Origin of the sequence: Hahella ganghwensis DSM 17046 (assembly GCF_000376785.1) — a bacterium.
GTDB classification, from domain to species: Bacteria; Pseudomonadota; Gammaproteobacteria; order Pseudomonadales; family Oleiphilaceae; genus Hahella; species Hahella ganghwensis.
On sequence record NZ_AQXX01000134.1, the window covers coordinates 98,830 to 118,088 of the forward strand.

The 19,259-nt window shown below is 48.9% G+C and carries 14 protein-coding genes; 7 read left to right on the top strand and 7 right to left on the bottom strand.

Going from position 1 to position 19,259, the window contains the following annotated elements:
* Positions 1 to 40 precede the first annotated feature (40 nt).
* Positions 41 to 1,000 (bottom strand): AAA family ATPase, encoded by a 960-nt coding sequence (locus F566_RS0123400; protein WP_020409463.1) that lies wholly within the window; start codon positions 998 to 1,000, stop codon positions 41 to 43.
* Positions 1,001 to 1,489: 489 nt separating this feature from the next.
* On the opposite strand from F566_RS0123400, the gene F566_RS0123405 reads away from it, so the two are divergent.
* The gene (locus F566_RS0123405; RefSeq protein ID WP_020409464.1) at positions 1,490 to 6,352 is read left to right on the top strand and encodes an NAD-glutamate dehydrogenase; all 4,863 of its coding nucleotides are present in this window, start codon (positions 1,490 to 1,492) and stop codon (positions 6,350 to 6,352) included.
* Between the two features lie 128 nt (positions 6,353 to 6,480).
* On the opposite strand, the gene F566_RS0123410 is transcribed toward F566_RS0123405, so the two are convergent.
* The 5 genes from F566_RS0123410 to F566_RS0123440 form a co-directional block, all read right to left on the bottom strand.
* Positions 6,481 to 7,524, bottom strand: a complete 1,044-nt coding sequence (locus F566_RS0123410; RefSeq protein ID WP_020409465.1) for a YHYH protein — start codon at positions 7,522 to 7,524, stop codon at positions 6,481 to 6,483.
* A gap of 691 nt (positions 7,525 to 8,215) precedes the next feature.
* Positions 8,216 to 8,743, bottom strand: a complete 528-nt coding sequence (locus F566_RS0123420) for a hypothetical protein (RefSeq protein WP_020409466.1) — start codon at positions 8,741 to 8,743, stop codon at positions 8,216 to 8,218.
* The gene (locus F566_RS0123425; RefSeq protein ID WP_157497033.1) at positions 8,740 to 9,756 is read right to left on the bottom strand and encodes a YHYH protein; all 1,017 of its coding nucleotides are present in this window, start codon (positions 9,754 to 9,756) and stop codon (positions 8,740 to 8,742) included. Before F566_RS0123425 ends, F566_RS0123420 begins: the two co-directional genes overlap by 4 nt.
* A 655-nt stretch (positions 9,757 to 10,411) precedes the next feature.
* Complete coding sequence (locus F566_RS0123435) at positions 10,412 to 10,696, bottom strand: hypothetical protein (protein ID WP_020409469.1); 285 nt, start codon at positions 10,694 to 10,696, stop codon at positions 10,412 to 10,414.
* Between the two features lie 10 nt (positions 10,697 to 10,706).
* A complete protein-coding gene (locus F566_RS0123440) occupies positions 10,707 to 11,867 on the bottom strand; it encodes a porin family protein (protein ID WP_020409470.1) in 1,161 nt (386 codons plus the stop codon).
* A gap of 440 nt (positions 11,868 to 12,307) precedes the next feature.
* Between F566_RS0123440 and F566_RS0123445 the strand changes: the two genes are divergently transcribed.
* The 4 genes from F566_RS0123445 (at position 12,308) to F566_RS0123460 (ending at position 15,479) form a co-directional block, all read left to right on the top strand.
* Positions 12,308 to 13,081, top strand: a complete 774-nt coding sequence (locus F566_RS0123445; protein ID WP_020409471.1) for a substrate-binding periplasmic protein — start codon at positions 12,308 to 12,310, stop codon at positions 13,079 to 13,081.
* A 107-nt stretch (positions 13,082 to 13,188) separates the two neighbouring features.
* A complete protein-coding gene (locus tag F566_RS0123450; protein ID WP_026180265.1) occupies positions 13,189 to 13,410 on the top strand; it encodes a DUF2835 domain-containing protein in 222 nt (73 codons plus the stop codon).
* A gap of 81 nt (positions 13,411 to 13,491) precedes the next feature.
* Complete coding sequence (locus tag F566_RS0123455; RefSeq protein WP_020409473.1) at positions 13,492 to 14,622, top strand: BaiN/RdsA family NAD(P)/FAD-dependent oxidoreductase; 1,131 nt, start codon at positions 13,492 to 13,494, stop codon at positions 14,620 to 14,622.
* A gap of 5 nt (positions 14,623 to 14,627) precedes the next feature.
* The gene (locus tag F566_RS0123460) at positions 14,628 to 15,479 is read left to right on the top strand and encodes a hypothetical protein (protein ID WP_157497034.1); all 852 of its coding nucleotides are present in this window, start codon (positions 14,628 to 14,630) and stop codon (positions 15,477 to 15,479) included.
* A gap of 99 nt (positions 15,480 to 15,578) precedes the next feature.
* Here F566_RS0123460 and F566_RS0123465 read toward each other — a convergent pair whose 3' ends face one another.
* Positions 15,579 to 16,421: an SDR family oxidoreductase gene (locus tag F566_RS0123465; RefSeq protein WP_020409475.1), complete on the bottom strand. Its 843-nt coding sequence runs from the start codon at positions 16,419 to 16,421 to the stop codon at positions 15,579 to 15,581.
* 177 nt (positions 16,422 to 16,598) lie between these two features.
* Between F566_RS0123465 and F566_RS33830 the strand changes: the two genes are divergently transcribed.
* On the top strand, positions 16,599 to 17,609 hold the full coding sequence (locus F566_RS33830) for an AraC family transcriptional regulator (protein WP_020409476.1): 1,011 nt from the start codon (positions 16,599 to 16,601) through the stop codon (positions 17,607 to 17,609).
* Between the two features lie 608 nt (positions 17,610 to 18,217).
* The gene (locus F566_RS0123475) at positions 18,218 to 19,039 is read left to right on the top strand and encodes an ABC transporter substrate-binding protein (RefSeq protein WP_245555291.1); all 822 of its coding nucleotides are present in this window, start codon (positions 18,218 to 18,220) and stop codon (positions 19,037 to 19,039) included.
* Positions 19,040 to 19,259: the final 220 nt, after the last annotated feature.

The window sequence follows — 19,259 nt, forward strand, 5'->3', positions numbered from 1 at the left end:
GTTGCCAACTTTGTGGCAATGCTAATAGATTAAAATAACATCAGGGGACCGGAACCAGTGAAATAATTCGGTCAATGACCTGGTTGGTGGAAACTCCCTCAGCTTCGGCCCGGAAACTGGTGATCAGACGATGACGAAGTACATCATGGATTACTGCCTGAATATCTTCCGGTGCGACAAATTCCTTTCCCTGCAACCAGGCATGAGCACGAGCACAACGGTCTAAAGCGATGGTTGCCCGGGGGCTGCCGCCAAACTCCAGCCATTGGGCCAGTTGCTCATCATAGGCCCCCGGATTCCGGGTCGCCATGATCAATTGCACCACATACTGCTCAACAGGTTCCGACATGTAGACATCCAGAACCTCCTGACGTGCTGAAAAGATATTTTCCTGGGTAAGTGCTTTGGCGGTATCTGCCGGAGCGTGACTGGCTTCCTGCCTGGCCAGGCGGAGGATGGCCAGTTCAGATTCGGCATCGGGGTAGTCAATGCTGACATGAAGTAGAAAGCGGTCCAACTGGGCTTCCGGCAGCGGATAGGTCCCTTCCTGTTCGATTGGGTTCTGAGTGGCCATGACCATGAAGAGACCGCTCAGTGGATAACTGCGTCCACTCACAGTGACCTGACGTTCTGCCATGGCTTCGAGCAGGGCGCTCTGAACTTTGGCTGGTGCTCGGTTAATCTCATCCGCCAGAACCAGGTTGTGGAAAATGGGTCCCTGCTTGAACTCGAATGCGCCGGTTTCAGGACGATAGATATCGGAACCGGTGAGATCTGCCGGTAATAGATCAGGGGTAAACTGAATTCTCTGGAAATCGCCTTGCAGGGTTTGTGAAAGCTCTTTGATCGCCTTGGTCTTGGCCAGTCCGGGAGCGCCTTCAACCAGGAGGTGCCCATCGGCCAGTAAGGCAATCAGTAGTCGGTCCAGTAGATGGGATTGACCGATGATGCGGTGACTTAGATGTTCTTTTAACTCTAAAAAGGTGCTCTGCAGTGACATGTTGATTCCGCTTTGACACTGAACTGGAAGTCACCATGACGTTGGTGTGGGTTCCGCACTTTAGCTTTGCCTGAAAACGAAAACACGGAAATTGTCGTCACGACCCCCGGTTCAGAGTGCTGTTATTGTCGTCTGTCTGATTGATCAGTTGTACTGCTCTCAAGGCAACTACCTCTCAGCTGTTTCAACCGAAAACTGAGAGGATTATGCAGGTGCCATGGGCCTGTCGCCATTAATTATTCGTCATATGCTGTCATCACCTGAAAAATTCAAGAGCTGAACTATCCTTATCTTTGTTGGGACAAATAGCTGGTTGATGTGGCTGACTCCGTGAACAGTCCAGGTCATGGACATAAGTATTAGAAGTGGGAAACTACGTACATATACCCCCTAAGTGACCATGGATAATTGCTTTTTTATTTTAATGCCTGACATATGCTCAGGCATTGGCACGGATTTACGAGCGCATCAATAAAAAGAAGGTGAATGATGAAGCAGGTCAACGTTGAAACGAAAGAACAATTTTTCACGTTGCTGGAAAACGAGTTCAAGGCAAAGTTGGAGCCCCAGCTCGCCGCTGAGCTAGCCCGGTTTACCCGTTTATACCTGGAAATGTCGCCTCTTGAAGAAGCACAGGGTCGAAAGATTGCCGATATTTATGGCGCTATTATGGCATGTTGGCACTTTGTTCAGGAGCATCATTTCGGTGAACCCAAGGTCAAGGTTTTCAATCCGGACCTTGACGAGCACGGATGGCAGTCCACGCATACCGTCATCGGCATTTTGCATGAGAACATGCCGTTCATTGTCGACAGTATCCGCATGGAGCTTAATCGACAGGAGCTGAATATCTATTCGATGCAGCAGGCAGTGCTGTATATCGATCGTGACCGCAAAGGTCAGTTCAAGGGAATTCGGGGTAGGGATGATGAAAGGCCCTTGGATATCGCCGAATCCATCCTCTACGTCGAAATCGATCGTCATGCGGACGAAGAGCATCTGGCTACGATCAAATCCAGCCTGGAACTTGTGCTTGAAGAAGTTCGCACTGCCGTGACTGATTATGCGGCTATGAAGGTGCATGCAACCAAACTGGTTGATGAGTTAAAGACAGAGATCCCCAATATCAAGAAGCTGGATCTCAAAGAAGCCCAGGAATTCATGAAGTGGCTTGTGGAAGATCATTTCACCTTCCTTGGCTACGATGAGTATGACTTTAAGAAGTCCGGCAAGGAAATGGTGCTGCAGCAGGTGAAAGGGTCTGAACTCGGTATCCTGAAAAGCCACCAGGAGCGACCGGCCACACTCAAGTTCAGTGACCTGCCGAGAAGAACAGCCAAAGAACTCCTGAGCCCCGAAATATTCATCTTCGCCAAATCCTCCCAACGTTCTATAGTGCATCGTCCCGCCTACCCAGATTACATCGCTGTCAAGAAATTCAATGACCAGGGCGAGGTTGTGGGTGAGCGCCGTTTTCTGGGGCTTTATACCTCCCGTGTCTATCAGCAGCCGCCGGAAGAAATCCCATTACTGCGGCGCAAAGTTAAATATGTCATGCGCCGTTCCGGTTTCAATCCTACAGATTATGCCGGTAAGGAAATTGACCAGATTCTGTCTGTCTACCCACGGGACGAGCTGTTTCAGATCCAACGTGATGAACTCTACGAAGCGGCCATGGGGATCATGTATATCCAGGAACGCCGCAAGATTCGTCTGTTCATTCGGGAAGACATTTACGGCCAGTTTGTCAGCGCGCTGGTCTTTGTACCAAGAGACATGTACAGCACTGAGTTGCGTATCAAGATTTCAGACATCCTGGTAGAGGCAACTCATGCAGAGGACGTTGAGTTCACCACCTTCTTTTCAGAGTCCGTATTGGCCAGGACCCAGTTCAATCTGAAGGTTCCCTGGGGTGAGAAGCGCTCCCTGAAGCCGAAGGAACTGGAAAACAAGATCGTTGCGGCAGCCCAGTCATGGCAGGATGGCCTGATGGAAAGCCTCAGTGAGGCACACGGTGAAGAGCTGGCCAACAGTTACATCAATCAGTATGCCCATGCCTTCAACGCCAGTTATCGGGAAACCTTTTCTCCCCGTCGTGCAGTGATCGATATCGATCATATTGCCTCCCTCAATGATGACGCGCCGCTCGCCATGAGTTTTTACCGCGCGATCGAGGAAGAGGAAAGTATTCTGCACTTCAAATTGTTCCATGCTCACGAGCAGGTACCGCTGTCGGATGTATTTCCGCTGTTTGAAAACCTGGGGCTCAGAGTCTTGGGGGAACACCCCTTCGAAACCCTTTCCCGGGATAAGAAAACGGTCTGGATTCACGATTTCGCGCTGCAGAGCCGAGACGGGCGGGTGATTGACATCTCCAAGGTTCGCAGTAAGTTCGAGCAGTTGTTTTACAAGGTGTGGACTCAGGAAGCCGAGAACGACATCTTTAACCGGCTGGTTCTTGCGGCACATATGGACTGGCGTCAAATCGCCATGTTCCGTGCCTATGCCCGTTACATGCGTCAGATACGCTTCAGCTACAGTCAGGACTTCCTGGCTCAGACGCTGGTTAACCACGTCAATATCGCTGATTTGATTTTCAAATTGTTCGAAGCCAGGTTCAATCCGGAAAAAATTCAAAGTGAAGCCCAGTGTGGGGCGGCGCAGCAGAAGCTGGAAATTGAAATTAATCAGGCCCTGGACAGCGTTGAAAACCTCAGTGAAGACAGAGTTCTGCGCCGGTTTGTTGAGCTGATTAAAGCCACGTTGCGGACCAACTATTACCAGAAAGATGAGAACGGCGAACTCAAAACTTACATGTCGTTCAAAGTCGCACCCAACGACATTCCAGAAATGCCGTTGCCACTGCCGATGTTTGAAATCTTTGTCTATTCACCGCGTATGGAAGGCGTGCATCTCAGAGGCGGTAAAGTGGCGAGGGGCGGGCTACGCTGGTCTGATCGCTTCGAAGATTACCGCACAGAAGTGCTGGGTCTGGTAAAGGCACAGCAGGTGAAAAACTCAGTCATCGTACCTGTCGGTGCCAAAGGTGGATTTGTAGCCAAACGGCTGCCTGAAGGTGACCGTGAAGCGATGTTGCAGGAAGGGATTGCCTGCTACAAATCGTTTATCCGAGGACTGCTGGATATTACTGACAATCTGAAAGCCGGAGAGGTTGTGCCTCCTCACGACGTAATCCGTCATGATGAGGATGATTACTATCTGGTTGTGGCAGCCGATAAAGGTACGGCCACTTTCAGTGATATTGCCAATTCCATTTCCGAGGAATATGACTTCTGGTTGGGAGATGCATTTGCTTCCGGTGGGTCTCAGGGGTATGACCACAAGAAAATGGGGATTACCGCGCGCGGTGCCTGGGTTTCGGTCGAGCGTCATTTCCGCGAAATGGGGATCAATACGGCCACTGACAAATTTACTGTCGTTGGTGTCGGGGATATGTCCGGTGATGTATTCGGTAATGGTTTGCTGCGTTCAGAGCATATCGAGATGGTGGCTGCGTTTAACCACCTGCACATCTTCGTTGATCCTAACCCGGATGTTGCCGAGAGCTTTAAAGAACGCCAGCGCTTGTTTGCGTTGCCACGCTCCTCCTGGACGGATTACAACGCCAAACTGATTTCCAAAGGCGGTGGGATATTCACCAGAAGTGCCAAATCGATACCGATCAGTCCGGAAATGAAGGCAAGGTTCGGGATCAAACAGGATCGACTGCCACCGAATATGTTGATTTCCCACCTTCTGAAAGCGGAAGTGGATCTGCTTTGGTTTGGTGGTATCGGGACTTATATCAAGGCCTCGGATGAGTCCCATGCAGATGTGGGCGACAAGGCCAATGACGCTTTGCGTGTGGATGCCAAAGATCTGAAAGTGAAGGTGATCGGCGAAGGCGGAAACCTGGGGATGACGCATCTGGGACGAATTGAATATTCTTTCAGGGGCGGCAAGCTCAACACTGACTTCATTGATAACGCCGGTGGTGTGGATTGTTCCGACCATGAGGTCAATATCAAGATTCTGCTGAATGAGATTGTGGCCAACGGCGATATGACCATGAAGCAGCGCAACAAGCTGCTGTCGGACATGACGGAAGATGTGTCTGAACTGGTTCTGAAGAACAACTATCGTCAGACCCAGGCGCTCAGTATTGCAGAGAATGATGCTTCGACAAGGATTGAAGAATACCGACGCCTGATTTCGCATCTTGAGTCTATCGGTAAGCTTAACCGGGCACTTGAATTTATTCCGGATGACGAAACGATCACCGAGCGTAAATCCCTGAAGCGCGGACTGGCCCGGCCGGAGCTCTGTACATTGATCTCATATGTCAAGGGATGGCTCAAAGAGACGCTGATCGACAGTGATATTGTGGACGATGAACATCTGGCTGCTGAACTGGATACTGAGTTTCCGGAAGTGCTGGTCAAAAAATTCGGTCCCCAATTGAAGGAACACCGTCTGCGTCGTGAAATCATTGCGACCCAGGTGGCAAATGATATGGTCAACCACATGGGAATTACCTTTGTGGATCGCCTGCGTCAGTCCACTGGTGCGTCGGTCGCTGCCATTGCGCAAGGCTATGTCATTGCCCGTGATGTGTTTCGTATGAACACCCATTGGGAGCAGATTGAGAGCCTGGACTACAAAGTCAGTGCTGAAACCCAGATTCGCATGATGTCCGAGTTGATCCGTCTGGTGCGTCGGGCAACACGGTGGTTCTTGAGAAATCGTCGCAGTGAGCTGAACGTCATGTCCAATATGGAGAAATTCACCAAGGGGATTGCTCAGATTGCTCATGACTTCAAAGACCTGCTGACCGGTGAGCAGCACGAGCTCTGGCAGCAGCGATATCAGGAGTTCACATCTGCCGGTGTTCCTGAAGACCTTGCGGAAACCATTGCTGGAGCACCTTTCCTGTATTCTGCTCTGGGTATCATTGAAGCACAGGAGCAGACTGGCATGGATCTTGGTTATGTGGCCAAACTGTTCTTCCGCCTTGGTGAGAAGCTGGATCTGCAATGGTTCAGTCATCAGATCAATATGGCACAGCCAACTTCGCACTGGCAGGCACTGGCACGGGAAAGCTTCCGTGAGGACCTGGATTGGCAACAGCGGGCTCTGACTGTCGGAGTGTTGCGGATGAAGGAAGCTCCAGAAGAAATCGACGAGAGAATCGTTGCCTGGTCTGATTCCTACATTGACCTGCTGGAACGCTGGAAGAGCATGCTGACTGAACTGAAAGCGGTCAAGGACCCAGAGTTCCCCATGTACTCGGTGGCGCTTCGGGAACTGTTGGATCTGGCGCAATCCACCACGCATGCCACTCAGGTGGTCTAACGCAAGTCAACCAGCCTATCAATCCCCAGTCAGCCGTGTTCTTCGGTTGACTGGGGATTATTTCTTTTCCCAACGAATACTGAGTCACCAGATCTACTGGTTTTGGCATTAGGACAACGTTCTTGCCATCAAAGCTTATCTCTATTGTGCTGTCGAGACTGCTCCACGATCAGCTGCTCTTTTGCCATGAGGCCACTTAAACACAGCGGTATATTGACGTTGAGCTCGTTATCAAGAGAAGCGTGATAGTGATACATCCCGAAAGGATAGTGGATTGTCGGGCCAAAGTGTCCTCCGCAGCTATCCAGGTTTTGGGGTTGGTTTCCATTGACGGGGAGGTTGGTATAGATGGGAAATCCGTCCATGGCGTAGCCGAGCAAATCACCTGAGCCTTTCTGATAAACCTCTTCACAGCGAATCTCAGAAATTTGATGATCCGCATAAATCTGATTGATGGTTTCCGGGAATATATGGGAATGATAGAACCCCTCATTAATGTGCCCTCCACAGGCATCCAATGCGGGCATGCTACCGACACCACTGGGAGCCCCGGGTATGCCATTGGCGACAGCAGGGGGCAATCCGTTAATTGGCATACCAATCAGCGATAGACCTACAATATCCATGGCATCGTCCATGGAAGTGGGTTCGGGAGCAAACCTGGGGAAAGCAGGTATTATATAGGTAAGTTGCAATGTATTATCGGGTTCGACCTCAATGCAATAAGACAGGTCTGGATCTAGGTTGGGTTGCTCTCCCGTCCTGAGCAAGACAAATCGGATGTTCCCGTTATCGTCCACAATATCGTATCCGTCATGCTCCATATCCTCAAAAAGATCCCTTTTCAAAACTCGTAACCCGGGATTTGTAGCGCCATCGTAAGGATAGACACCGCCAATATCATTGAGGGTTTCAGGGCAATAGGGACCATTTGGCACCGGGTTGCTTCTGACTTTCAGTTTGAAACAGAGGGAATTCTTGCCATTATCCAACTCACATGAGATGACGGATATATCTTCCAGGAAATGTTCCGAGTCATAGAACATTGGGTTGAGGACCGGCAATATCGGCGGCTTTTGCCAGGCATTTTTGGGTTGTTCGGCGTGACTCAGTATGCTGCCTGTCAGGCTGATCAGTGTAATAGTCATGAGTAAAACAGGAGGTATTCTCATAATCAGATTCCTCTTCAGATTTCTCTTCAGGTTCCTATACTGGTTGGCGGTGTTTGGTGGAATGGCATCACACCTTGGATGATTGTTAGATGTGATTGACTGTTATCTTGTTGGGGTTGTTACAGCTTATGTTTGGACGTTCTTAATGCGTGGAGTGGTGTTATGCTCCAGCCGAAAAAGAAGCTAAGTACAGCTGAATTGGAAGCAGAGGTAGGATAGGTAGGAGAGATTGTGCTGAAGACTGGTAAGTTGAAGGGACATATTATGTTTCCTTATGCATCATGCATTCATGCAGCCAAAGGCTGCTCCCTGGGTTCCCTGGTTTTCGGCAGAGACGGTTGTCCCTGAGAAAACAAATAACGGCTATTTTCTTATTGAGGTTACAAACACTACCCTAGATAGTTTGTAAGTTGAACAGTGTCAACCAATTGGTTGAAAAACGTTCGATCGCAGGCTTTTTTGATCCTGTCAGTACCAAAAACTGAAACCAGAGAAGTATATGGCTAAACCTCAGGCAACTACCTTTTCTCATTGCAGTCCCGATCGCTGGTGTCGCTATATTCAAAGAAAGAGGTTCTGAACAGGCTGGTCTTAGCAAGACCAAATAACATCCCTGAGAAACAGCGGGCCGTTTCCCAGGGTGTTTTTATGGCGGCTATTTCCCGGTATTTTTTACCAATGATTTCAGGTCTCAGGGTGATCTGGATGCCAAAGACTGATTCAGTTCGAATTCGGCGGTGAAATCATTTTTATGGGATAGAATTTGCCGATTCTTCTTGGCATCAACAATCAATGTGAGAATGTTGTGATGGTTTCTTCCGTCGGCAAAGCTTTGGATGGATGCTTCCAGAATTTTGAATTTATTGGGAATTCCTTCCAGTGTGAATACCGCACGGGTTTCATGACTCCCCAGGTTAATTGATTCCAACCGAAGCTTTGTGGTGTGACCATCCATTTTCATACTAATGGTGTTGATCAGGTAGTCGGCCAGCTTCTGCTCCAGAATCGCGGTGGCATCTTCGCTGTCACTGAGATCCAGGTTTTGTCTGGCGAACTCCTCGGTGACGCTGGATCTTGCCAGGACAGCGGAAAGACGCCACTGCATATCCAGACCCTGATTGACATTAAAAAAGGACATAAAGGAATGGTGCGAGTGGGCGAATGATGCGGCCAGGCATAACCAGGAAGCTGTCAGCAGCAGACAGATTTTTATTCTCATAGAGATTCCTCCACGACAAGCTGATTTTCCGCAATCACGCCGCTCAGGCACCGAGGAATATTGACTTCATTTTCAAGAGAGGAATGATAATGATACGTGCCGAATGGGTAGTGGGCAGTGGGCCCAAAGTGCCCTCCGCAATCGTCCAGGTCCTGTGGCACCGTCCCGTTTACCGCCAATGGCGTATAAATGGGGAAGCCATCCATAGCAAACCCGATGAGGTCTCCAGGTCCTTTAGGGAAGACTGACTCACAGCGCACTTCTGATATCTGGTTATCGGCAAAGATTTCATTGATGGTCTCGGGGAAAATATGTGAGTGGTAGAAACCTTCATTGATATGGCCGCCGCAGGCGTCCAGAGCCGGCATGCTTCCAGCTCCTGTGGGAGCGCCGGGAATGCCGTTGGCGACTGAAGGTGGCAGTCCGTTGATCGGCATGCCTATGAGCGATAGTCCGACAATATGGGCAGCATCCTCCATCGGTGTCGGTGAACTGGCAAACCGGGGAAAGGCAGGAATAAAGTAGGTTAATTGAAGGGTATTGTCCGGTTCCACTTCTATGCAATAGGCAAGATCAGGGTCCATATTCGGTGGCTCGCCCGCTTTGAGCATCACAAATCGGATATTGCCGTCGTCATCGACAATGTCATATCCGTCCTTTTCCATGTCTTCAAACAGGTCTCTTTTTAACACGCGAAGGCCCGGATTGGTTTCTCCGTCATATGGGTACACGCCCCCGATATCGTGAATAGTCTCCGGGCAGAAAGGGCCATTCGGGACAGGATTGCTTTTAACCTTGAGTTTGAAGCAAAGAGAATTTTTCTCATTGGTCAGCTCGCACTCGACCAGAGAGATATCTTCCAGAAAATGCTCCTGGTTATAAAATACCGGATTCAATACCGGAAGGATCGGAGGCTTCCGCCATTGTTCAGACACCGTGGCGGAATAGCTTGGAGTGGACATAAGAATAGCGGTGAATAAGCCTAGCATTTGGAGGCTATGAGGCGTCCTCATATTAGATTCCTCTTATAATTTTTTTGGGTTGCAGGAAGACATTGCAAAACACAGGGGAGTGCAGGTAATCCTGGATTGATTGCTTTTGGTAAATTGTTGTCCGGAAAGTGAATTTCCTATCTTCGGATGATGTCCGAAACAGGTTTCCGTGTAAGAGTATTGGGAGGACGTTGTATAACGCCTTGGGTTAGAGAGGGCATGGTCTGTTTCCTTTATGCTTCATGCATTATGCAGCCTGGGCTGCTCCTTGGTTTCCCTGGTCTCCGTCAGTCATTATCACATCAACTGTCGGGGACAATGAAGAAAACATACAGCATCAATAAGTATCTTATTGAGCGTCAGGGGAACTTAATTAAAACATAAAATTAACGATGTCAAATTAACTTGGAAAGCTGATTCTATGATGCTTTTATCGAAGCGAAAAACATCGTTAACCGGGTGTGAAAAGTGTCTTGAATCAGGTGCGGAAAACGATAATGTATGGTTTTCTGAATGGCGTCTAAAACCGATAAACTTCAATCACCGAGTCATCCAGTTCAGAGGCGGAAATATAACCAATATAGTTTTGATTTTGCGCCACCAGCGTTTTGATGTCCTGTGTGGTGGCAACTTCAATCATGGGAGCGGCTTTGCCGGTGAAAACCAATCGTGCCCATTAGGACAAAAATTGCCGGAGGCGTTGATGAACCACTTTGAAGCAAAACTCTTCGAACAGCTTTGATGAGCTATCGATCGTCACGATGGTGGCTTTGTTGCCATTGGGGAAAAACGATTTTTTCGCCATATATAGCTTCTGAATGTCTTCGCCACTGAGAGAAAGCTTAGATTGAGGATTAGCAATCACCACGATTTCAGCCCGGCTGAACACAGGCGCATGAATCAGAAAAGCTGCTATCAGAGTCAGCGGCAGGGTGATGGTCCATCGGCGTCTGTCTGGCATCCGTCGCTCCCTAAAAGAGAAAGCTGACGGCCGTACTGAATAATTCAGTATCCGTTCTGGATGGGCCACCCTTGTCGTAATTGACCTTACTGATATCAAATTTCAGTGAGGCGCTGGGGTGAAAATCATAGCGAACCCCCAAAGTGATAATGGTGTTGTCCTGGTCCGTGGATTCGATGGCATCGGTCAGAGCCTCTTTTACCGGATCACTATCTGCCACTAAATCCAGAATCTGGGTCTGTGGATCGGTATCAAATACTTCATAAGTGAGGTGGGGGGTAAAGCGGCCCATGACGTATCCTCCGGATAGGTAATAGGCGAGCGGGTTCTCAAATGCACTATCCTTGATTTTTGATTTCGTCACCTCTGCGATTAGGAATAGATTTTCGAAGTCGGCGCGTAAAGAGACGCTGGCGAAAGTGCCTGTATCATTATTCGCTCTGATTGCATCCGCCACCTCTTCAGAAACTGTTGGGCCCGGGGGAGTGGGATCTGCAGGTGACTCAGGGGGGAGAATGACATTGAATCCAGGTTGAACCCGTGGAAGGGTCAGCTCGGAACGGAAATAACTAAAACGTACTCCAATCCAGTCAATACCAAGTCGCCATGAACCACCCGCGACATACTTCAGGTCTACTTCTCCGATAGGGAGACTTTCCTGAACAGAGCCGTAAAACAGGTCCACTGTAGAATCAAGGCGACCGATGGTTGACGTATAGGTAACGTTGAGTCCGTCAAGATTATTGAACAGTGGCACATACACAAATTTGGGTGGTCTTATCCAGTGATAGGTATACCCCACGTCAATGGTGTCGCTATATTCGAAGAATGGGGTTCTGAACCGGCCTGCCTTGATCGTCCAGTGATTATCGATAGCGTAAGTCAGATAAGCCCATTCAAACTCTGCGTCATAGTCTTCAGCGCCTCGTGCCAGAATTTGGGCAGTTGCCGAGAGGTTATCACCCATTTCCGCGCGTATCTGAAGCCCCAGGAGTGACTCTTGCTTGAAATCGATGGTGTCGTCATAACCAAAATAGGGCTTGTCATCGTCGAAAGTGGTCGCGCCGACGATATTGCCGAAGCCGTTGATTCTGATTCTGTCTTCAAAGGAGGTGGCAAAGGTGCTGCTGGAGATCAGGGCCAGGTATAGGCAGAGAAGGGCTGATTTCATTCTGGATACCTTGCTGTCTTCCACGATTCTTGAACCTTGTCAGGCATTCCTTGGAATGATCTTGCCTTCTTTTGATCATCATTTTTCTGGTTGGGGCGATAATCTGCTTTGGATTCTTGCTAAACCAGAGCCATAACCGAGTGAAGAGTCCCATCTATAAGGGTAGCTGCAGGGTGAAAAGTGTCCAGTTCTGTGAAGACCAATATGCGCCCGGATGGACAAGCCATAGCTCTGACGCTACGCTTCAAATAATGGACTTGAATCTCAGGTTCTGTCTTCAGTTCACCCGCAATGCTGTGTGTCAGACAAAGTAAAGTGTCAAAATATAACTAAGCCACAGAGCCTGTTTGCGGGAGTGAGGAGATAGGGAACCCCCCCCTTCCGGGGGAATAACACCGGAGGGGAGCAGCGGTTCAAATGTTCTGCGATGCGGTAGGTAAATGTCCTTGCTAAAACCTTTATTGCTGTTGTTTTCCATTGGGTGGGGCACAATGTCCCACCTGGTTTCTGCAGAGGTTCTGCCATTAAAACTGGCAGCTGCCGAAGATGTGGAGCCTTATGTCTATCACCAGGCTGACGGCAACATTGGTGGCATTGATTTTGATATCGTTCGCGAAATCATGAGCCGTTTGGAGGTGGAATTCAGACTGCTAAGTTTTCCTCGACCCAGAATTTCCCTGATGTTGCAACAGGGCTTTCTCGATGGTTTGCTGACGACGACCGCCTATAATGATCAGGGGACGCTTGGAGACATGTGGTTGTCTGATCCGCTCTACATTTCAACCGTTTCCACCATCGTGCGCAAGGATCCCCCCCCAACTGGTGGCGCCAGTGATGTCCTGCCTTGCATCAAGGCCGGAATATTAAGAGATTTCAGTTATCGTTTTCCCAATCTGGATCTAAGCCGCTTCAAAAATCCCATTGAGGTCGACAGCGCAGAGCAATTGGTAAAGCTGACCATGTACGGACGTGTGGACTGTGCAATATCTGAAGATGTGACTTTCATGTATCAGGCCAGACGACTGGATTACTTTAATGATCTGAAAATCGTCGAGGAAATTGGTACCCGCTCAATCGTCATTGCATTAACCCGCCGTATTATCGAACAAAACCCTGGCCTGGACAGAAGGATTAACCAAGCGATAGAGCAAGTCAGGGAAGAGGATTTCATTGATAACACCATCATTGATTACCTGACTCCTGAAACTCACTGAAAATCCTATCTAATGTCAGCCCCTTAATGGCGTGGAATGGTGATCTACATGCCCCAGCGTATGTTATGATACGCGCGTTTGAATGGATCTTCTTCAGGCTGAATTCTATGAGACAAGTGGTCGTCGACCTTCATATATCGGCGGATGAATACCTTAAGCATTACCAACGGGTCGCCAGCGTTGTGGAAGTGGTGAGTAGGGAAGGGCTAAGAGTTCATTTCCCCACCGGTATCCTGCAGCGCTTTGTTACCAGGGACGGCATTCACGGCACCTTTGTCATCTACTTTGATGACAATAGTAAATTCCAGAATATTGAGCGTCTGGGATAAGCAGAATCAATTCAACCGGGGTTTACATTGAGTAAGAGAACAGCTGATGTTGTGGTGATCGGAGCAGGGGCGGCCGGTTTAATGTGTGCCATTACGGCAGGTTATCGAGGCCGCAGTGTCTTGGTTCTGGATCATGCAAATAAGCCGGGTAAGAAAATTCTCATGTCCGGTGGCGGTCGTTGTAACTTCACGCACCTGAATTCCACACCGGCCAACTTTCTTTCTGAAAACCCTCATTTTTGTATATCAGCACTAAAACGTTACACACCACATCACTTTCTGGAATGGGTGGAGCGACATGGCATTGAGTACTTTGAAAAAACGCCGGGACAGCTGTTTTGCCAACACAGCGCCAAAGATATTCTCAACATGCTGCTGACTGAGGCGGATTGGGCCGGTGTTGAGATCTCACTGAACACGTCCATTGAGTCTGTAGATCGTCATCAGACAGGCTATGAGCTCAATACCTCTTCCGGAATCATTCAATGTGAGTCTCTGGTCGTGGCGACCGGAGGCCTTTCTATCCCGACTATGGGGGCTTCGCCGTTTGGCTACAGGATTGCAGAACAGTTTGGTCACCAGATATTGCCAACGAGGGCCGGGCTGGTGCCGCTGACACTACAGCCGGTGGATCTGGAAAGGTTTTCTGTACTATCCGGCATCGCCGCCGATGCAATCGTTAGTGTGGATAATACTCGTTTCAAGGAGTCAATATTATTCACCCACCGGGGCCTGAGTGGTCCTGGTATTCTCCAGATCTCAAGCTTCTGGGAGCCTGGGAATGATATCCACGTCCAATTGATGCCTGATCTGGACCTGGAATCCACTTTGAAACAGTGGCGTCAGGAAGCCCCGAATAAAACCCTGGAGCAGATGCTGTCACAGTCTCTTTCCAAGCGCCTGGCGCAGGTGTTGTGCGAGTGGAAAGGCTGGTCCGGAAAATTACAGAATTATTCTAATCAGCGCCTGTCAGAAATAACGTCAGAACTTACCGATATTATCATTAAACCCAACGGCACCGAAGGCTATCGCACCGCAGAGGTCACGTTAGGCGGTGTAGACACCAAAGAGCTGTCTTCCAAGACCATGATGTCCAGTTTGCAGGAGGGGTTGTACTTTATCGGTGAGGTGGTCGATGTTACCGGGCACCTCGGCGGCCATAACTTCCAATGGGCCTGGGCGTCCGGGTTTGCGGCTGGGAATGTGGTTTAAGGTTTTTGGGCGTGGATGAACTCCAATCTGGCTTGTTAAAGGTGCATCTTGCTGTGATTAAGCCAATTCAAAGACTATTCGTGCTTACAACGTTAGTAGGTATTCTCATTTCATGTGTTAGCTTACCTCAGAAACAGCCCCCCATTGATTTTGTCAGCGCGTTTCAAAACCAGGATATCGACTTCATGCTGAACGCCCTCTATTACTCGGAAGATGTAGAGCGGTATCGGGATAATTTTCGGGCAGAATTCCAGAAAATCTATCGGTATTCAGGTCAGATTTCGAACTGTGTTCCGGCCACGCATGATGACTTTCTGGCGATGATTATCGTTTCTACTTATGAGACCGTGCAGTTAGAGCAAGAATATGTCTATGAATGCGAATTCTCGGAGATTGGTAAAGGCGTACTCGTTGTTAAAACCACAGATCTCAATAACCAGGAAAAGGTATATTCGATCTCTGTTGGCGCAATGGCAGTTGAAAAGAGCTCTGAAGAGGTCGTGAATTCAGTCAAACAGCTTGCGGCATCATTGATGGATGGAGACAACCCGGAAAAAATTTATTTTTTGGGCGATAAGCACTTTATTTATATGGAGCGGGAAGAGTGTTTGCAGGGGCAGGGGTATTTTATTCGTTATCGAACTTTGCAAAGACTCGAACCACAAAATGATTCCCTCATTGAAGAGCTACAATTCCTGGTACAAACACATTTAAGTGGAAACTTGCTGTCATGCAATGCAAAGGAAATTCAGGCCTTTATCAAAGAGACATACCCTTCAGTTGGATACGATCATCCCAGAATTGGTAGTATTTACCTCAGATTGGATGAAAGCCGAAAATTGTGGGTTGGGAACTGATTCAGTTAGGGGGCTCTTTTCTGGTCTCATAAACCACATCTCTGGCCGACTGGGGAGAAAAAACTCTTCTCCCCAGTCATATTTTCATCTGATTTCCGTCTACATTTCTTTAGACCAGACACCCGTCGCGATCGTTTTACTCACATACTCATCTAAGGTTGCTGGTGAGCGGCCCAATATGTGTTGTAAGCCGTTCACAGGCTTGGCATTACGACCGTCCAACACCTCGCTGAACAGCATTTCGATCAGCCAGACCATGTCATCTTCGAAACCTTCCTGGCGCATACCGTCCAAATATGCATCGAGAGGCACTTCTGTAAATTTGATCGGGTAGCCTACGGCGGCTTCGATCTGTTGAACGCAGTCCTGAAAAGTGATCGACTCAGCCCCACTGATTTCAATCACCTGATTCGCCAGGTCAGGTTGGGTGAGTGCCGCGACAACCACGTCGGCGATGTCGTCAGCGTCAATGAAGGGTTCTGTTGTCGCAACCTTTGGCAGTATGAGTTCACCCGCAAGTATCCCATCCAGCAGAAAACTCTCGCTGAAATTTTGAAAAAACCAACTGGCGCGAACGATGTTCCAGGTTAACCCGCTGTTACGCACCATGGCTTCTGCTTTCTCAGTACCGGGTTCGCCGCGGCCTGACAGCAGGACCAAGTGTTTTACACCAGCACTGCGAGCGGCGGCCACAAAGTCGTGCATGATTTGGGGGGCTTCGGGGATGGCGAGATCGGGTTGAAAGGTCACGTAGGCACGCTCCACACCCTGCAACGCCTTGTTCCAGCTATCTGGGCGGTACCAGTCAAACTCGGGCTCGGTGGAGCGCGATACCGCTCGGGTCTGGAATCCCAGTGCGCGAAGGTTTCGATCTACACGCACACCTGTTTTGCCGTGTTTACCAATTACCAGTATTGGGGCCTGTGAAGTTTGAGTTGTCATTTCGATGTCCTCTCATTGGTTTGATCGCATCAGGGGGTGTCCATCGGGAACCTGTTTGAAACCTGTGCCGTATCATTTGAAGCCATTATTCTTTAGTTTTTGTGGACAGTTAATGCCTGTAAATCTATAATTCTTTGCAGAACGTCCAATATTGTAGACTTGCTGCAAACTATTCCTATGAATGCAATTCGCTCAGAAGCCAATATTCCACCCTTATCCGATCCTCTCGGCGAGACGCTTCACTTGTTGCGCCTCAGCGGTATTCTCTACTGTCGTTCCGAACTCACCGCACCCTGGGGCATGACAATGCCACCCATGGCGGGTTATATGATGTTTCACATCGTGACAGCCGGACGCTGCTGGCTCGAAGTGGATGGGGAGCCGCCCCGCTTATTGGAACAGGGCAGTCTATCGTTAGTGCCACACGGTATTGGCCATACGCTCAGGAGCGATCTGGACTGCGAAGTCACGCCATTGTTTGATATTCCCGTTGAATCCTTGAGCGAGAGATATGAATACATGCGTCACGGCGGCGGTGGCGAACTCACACAGATGACTTGTTGCGTTATACGTTTCGATCAGGCTATAGCGCAGCAGTTCATTACCATGCTACCCAGGTTGCTGCATATTGATGCCTGGCGGGACGATGAGCATCATTGGTTGCAAAGCACAGTGCGCCTGATGACGAGCGAAGCGAAGGAAGTCAGACCTGGTGGAGAAACAGTCATGACCCATCTGGCAGATATCCTGATGATTCAGGCGCTGCGATATTGGCTGGATCATAGTCACGAAGCCGATAAGGGCTGGCTTGCAGCCTTGCGTGACCGACATATCGGGAGCGCTTTGGCACTGATTCATCGGTATCCCGGGCGAGCATGGAGTGTCGCGGGATTGGCGAGTCAGGTGGGGATGTCGCGCTCCGCATTTGCGGCCCGCTTCAATGTATTGGTCGGGCAGTCACCTATGCAATATCTGACCTATTGGCGCATGCAGCGTGCCCGAATTGAATTGAGCGAAACGAAAAAACCAACCGGCGAGATTGCTGAATCTGTCGGCTATCAATCTGAAGCGGCCTTCAGCCGTGCCTTTAAAAATGTATTTGGACAGACTCCCGGAACTTTTCGCAATAATGCAGATTTCCAGGTCTCTCCTCAGTTGATAACAGGTATCGCCCCTATTGATGAGTAGTGGGGTAGGGGAAAGCAAACGTTTGCATTGGGTTCTATTTGTGGTTTTAGGCTGCTGATTTAATAAGAAAGCACCAAAACCTGTTGGATATTTAGCCGTTTTGTGAGCTTTTTTCAGATTGTCAGACCATCGTGCCTGTTTGCTGCATATATGTAAATTTTTATTCTATGTAAGTGATGTTACTTATTTGTGATGCCCTCTAACTATCTAAAAATTAAGAGATATCTTCAAAGTTTCTCAACTTTTCAATTTGCCGGTCAAATTTATTAAAGGTTGCAATAGCCAAAAACTGGTGCTAAAAATAAAAATACAGCACTTGCTGGCATGAGTGGTTGTCGTAATGTCAACGTTAACATTTTGGCTGAGGGTGGACGCTAAATACCAGATTATTCGTATCTGATTCAGGATAGCCCGAACATCTCGGGTTTTTTGAATAAACTGAATGTAAACGTCAACATTTCTGGCATCAGGTGTTTAACCTCTAAAAATAACAAAGGGTAAAGCTATGTTTGCCTTAAAAAAAAAATAAAGTCCTCGCTGTCGTAAGCGGAATCGCGCTCACTTTAGGTTTGGCCGGGCCTGTTCAGGCTGACAAGATCAAGATCGGTATGTCCTTCCAGGAGCTCAATAATGCTTATTTCGTGACCATGAAAGAAGCATTGGAGAGTGCCGCCAAGTCTATGGGGGCGGAAGTGATCATTACTGATGCCCGCCATGATGTTTCCAAACAAATCAGTGATGTTGAAGATATGTTGCAGCGCGGTGTGGATATTCTTTTGCTGAACCCCACTGATTCGGTCGGCATACAATCCGCCGTTATTACTGCCCATGAAGCGGGTGTGATTACGGTCGCGGTTGATGCGCAGGCTGAAGGTCCCCTGGATTCTTTCGTTGGATCGAAAAACTACGATGCCGGCTACCTGGCTGGAAAATACCTGGCAGAAAAGTTGGGCGGTAAAGGCGAAGTTGCCATTCTTGACGGTATCCCAGTCGTTCCCATTCTTGAGCGGGTAAGAGGGTTTAATGATGCCATGAAAGAATATCCCAATATCAAGATTGTCAGCACCCAGAATGGCCGACAAGAGCGGGACAAAGCCATGAATGCAACTGAAAACATGCTGCAGGCTAATCCTGGATTGGATGGTTTGTTCAGCGTCAATGATACCGGTGCGTTAGGAGCGCTGACGGCCATCGAAGCCAGTGGTCAGGATGTGAAACTGGTGAGTGTGGATGGACATCCGGAAGCCATCAAAGCCCTGATGAAACCCGGCTCCAAGTTTATTGCTACCTCTGCCCAATATCCCCGCGATCAGGTCAGGCTGGGACTGGCGATTGCCCTTGCCAAATTCTGGGGCGCCAAAGTGCCCGCGTCGGTACCTGTGGACGTTAAGCTGATTGATCGTAAGAACGCCGCAGGCTTCAGTTGGTAATCACTACATATACTATGGGTTAGGGAAGCCATACCCGAAGGTAACACTGTCCAGACCGGATCGGTCATTGATTCAAGAAAAATGGCCCAGCGATATTCGCCACCACCGGTAACTGGTTCCTGATACTCCTGATATGTGCCCCGAGGACAGCCGGGCAGGGCTTCGCTCGTCCTCAAGAAGTGCTCGACTGCTTTGTATCGCTCAAATAACGCGATTTTAG

Bases quoted from the DNA above. Each gene is read 5' to 3' on its own strand.
- F566_RS0123400 (WP_020409463.1), bottom strand. From the start codon at position 1,000: ATGTCACTGCAGAGCACCTTTTTAGAGTTAAAAGAACATCTAAGTCAC.
- F566_RS0123405 (WP_020409464.1), top strand. From the start codon at position 1,490: ATGAAGCAGGTCAACGTTGAAACGAAAGAACAATTTTTCACGTTGCTG.
- F566_RS0123410 (WP_020409465.1), bottom strand. From the start codon at position 7,524: ATGAGAATACCTCCTGTTTTACTCATGACTATTACACTGATCAGCCTG.
- F566_RS0123420 (WP_020409466.1), bottom strand. From the start codon at position 8,743: ATGAGAATAAAAATCTGTCTGCTGCTGACAGCTTCCTGGTTATGCCTG.
- F566_RS0123425 (WP_157497033.1), bottom strand. From the start codon at position 9,756: ATGAGGACGCCTCATAGCCTCCAAATGCTAGGCTTATTCACCGCTATT.
- F566_RS0123435 (WP_020409469.1), bottom strand. From the start codon at position 10,696: ATGCCAGACAGACGCCGATGGACCATCACCCTGCCGCTGACTCTGATA.
- F566_RS0123440 (WP_020409470.1), bottom strand. From the start codon at position 11,867: ATGAAATCAGCCCTTCTCTGCCTATACCTGGCCCTGATCTCCAGCAGC.
- F566_RS0123445 (WP_020409471.1), top strand. From the start codon at position 12,308: ATGTCCTTGCTAAAACCTTTATTGCTGTTGTTTTCCATTGGGTGGGGC.
- F566_RS0123450 (WP_026180265.1), top strand. From the start codon at position 13,189: ATGAGACAAGTGGTCGTCGACCTTCATATATCGGCGGATGAATACCTT.
- F566_RS0123455 (WP_020409473.1), top strand. From the start codon at position 13,492: ATGTGTGCCATTACGGCAGGTTATCGAGGCCGCAGTGTCTTGGTTCTG.
- F566_RS0123465 (WP_020409475.1), bottom strand. From the start codon at position 16,421: ATGACAACTCAAACTTCACAGGCCCCAATACTGGTAATTGGTAAACAC.
- F566_RS33830 (WP_020409476.1), top strand. From the start codon at position 16,599: ATGAATGCAATTCGCTCAGAAGCCAATATTCCACCCTTATCCGATCCT.
- F566_RS0123475 (WP_245555291.1), top strand. From the start codon at position 18,218: ATGTCCTTCCAGGAGCTCAATAATGCTTATTTCGTGACCATGAAAGAA.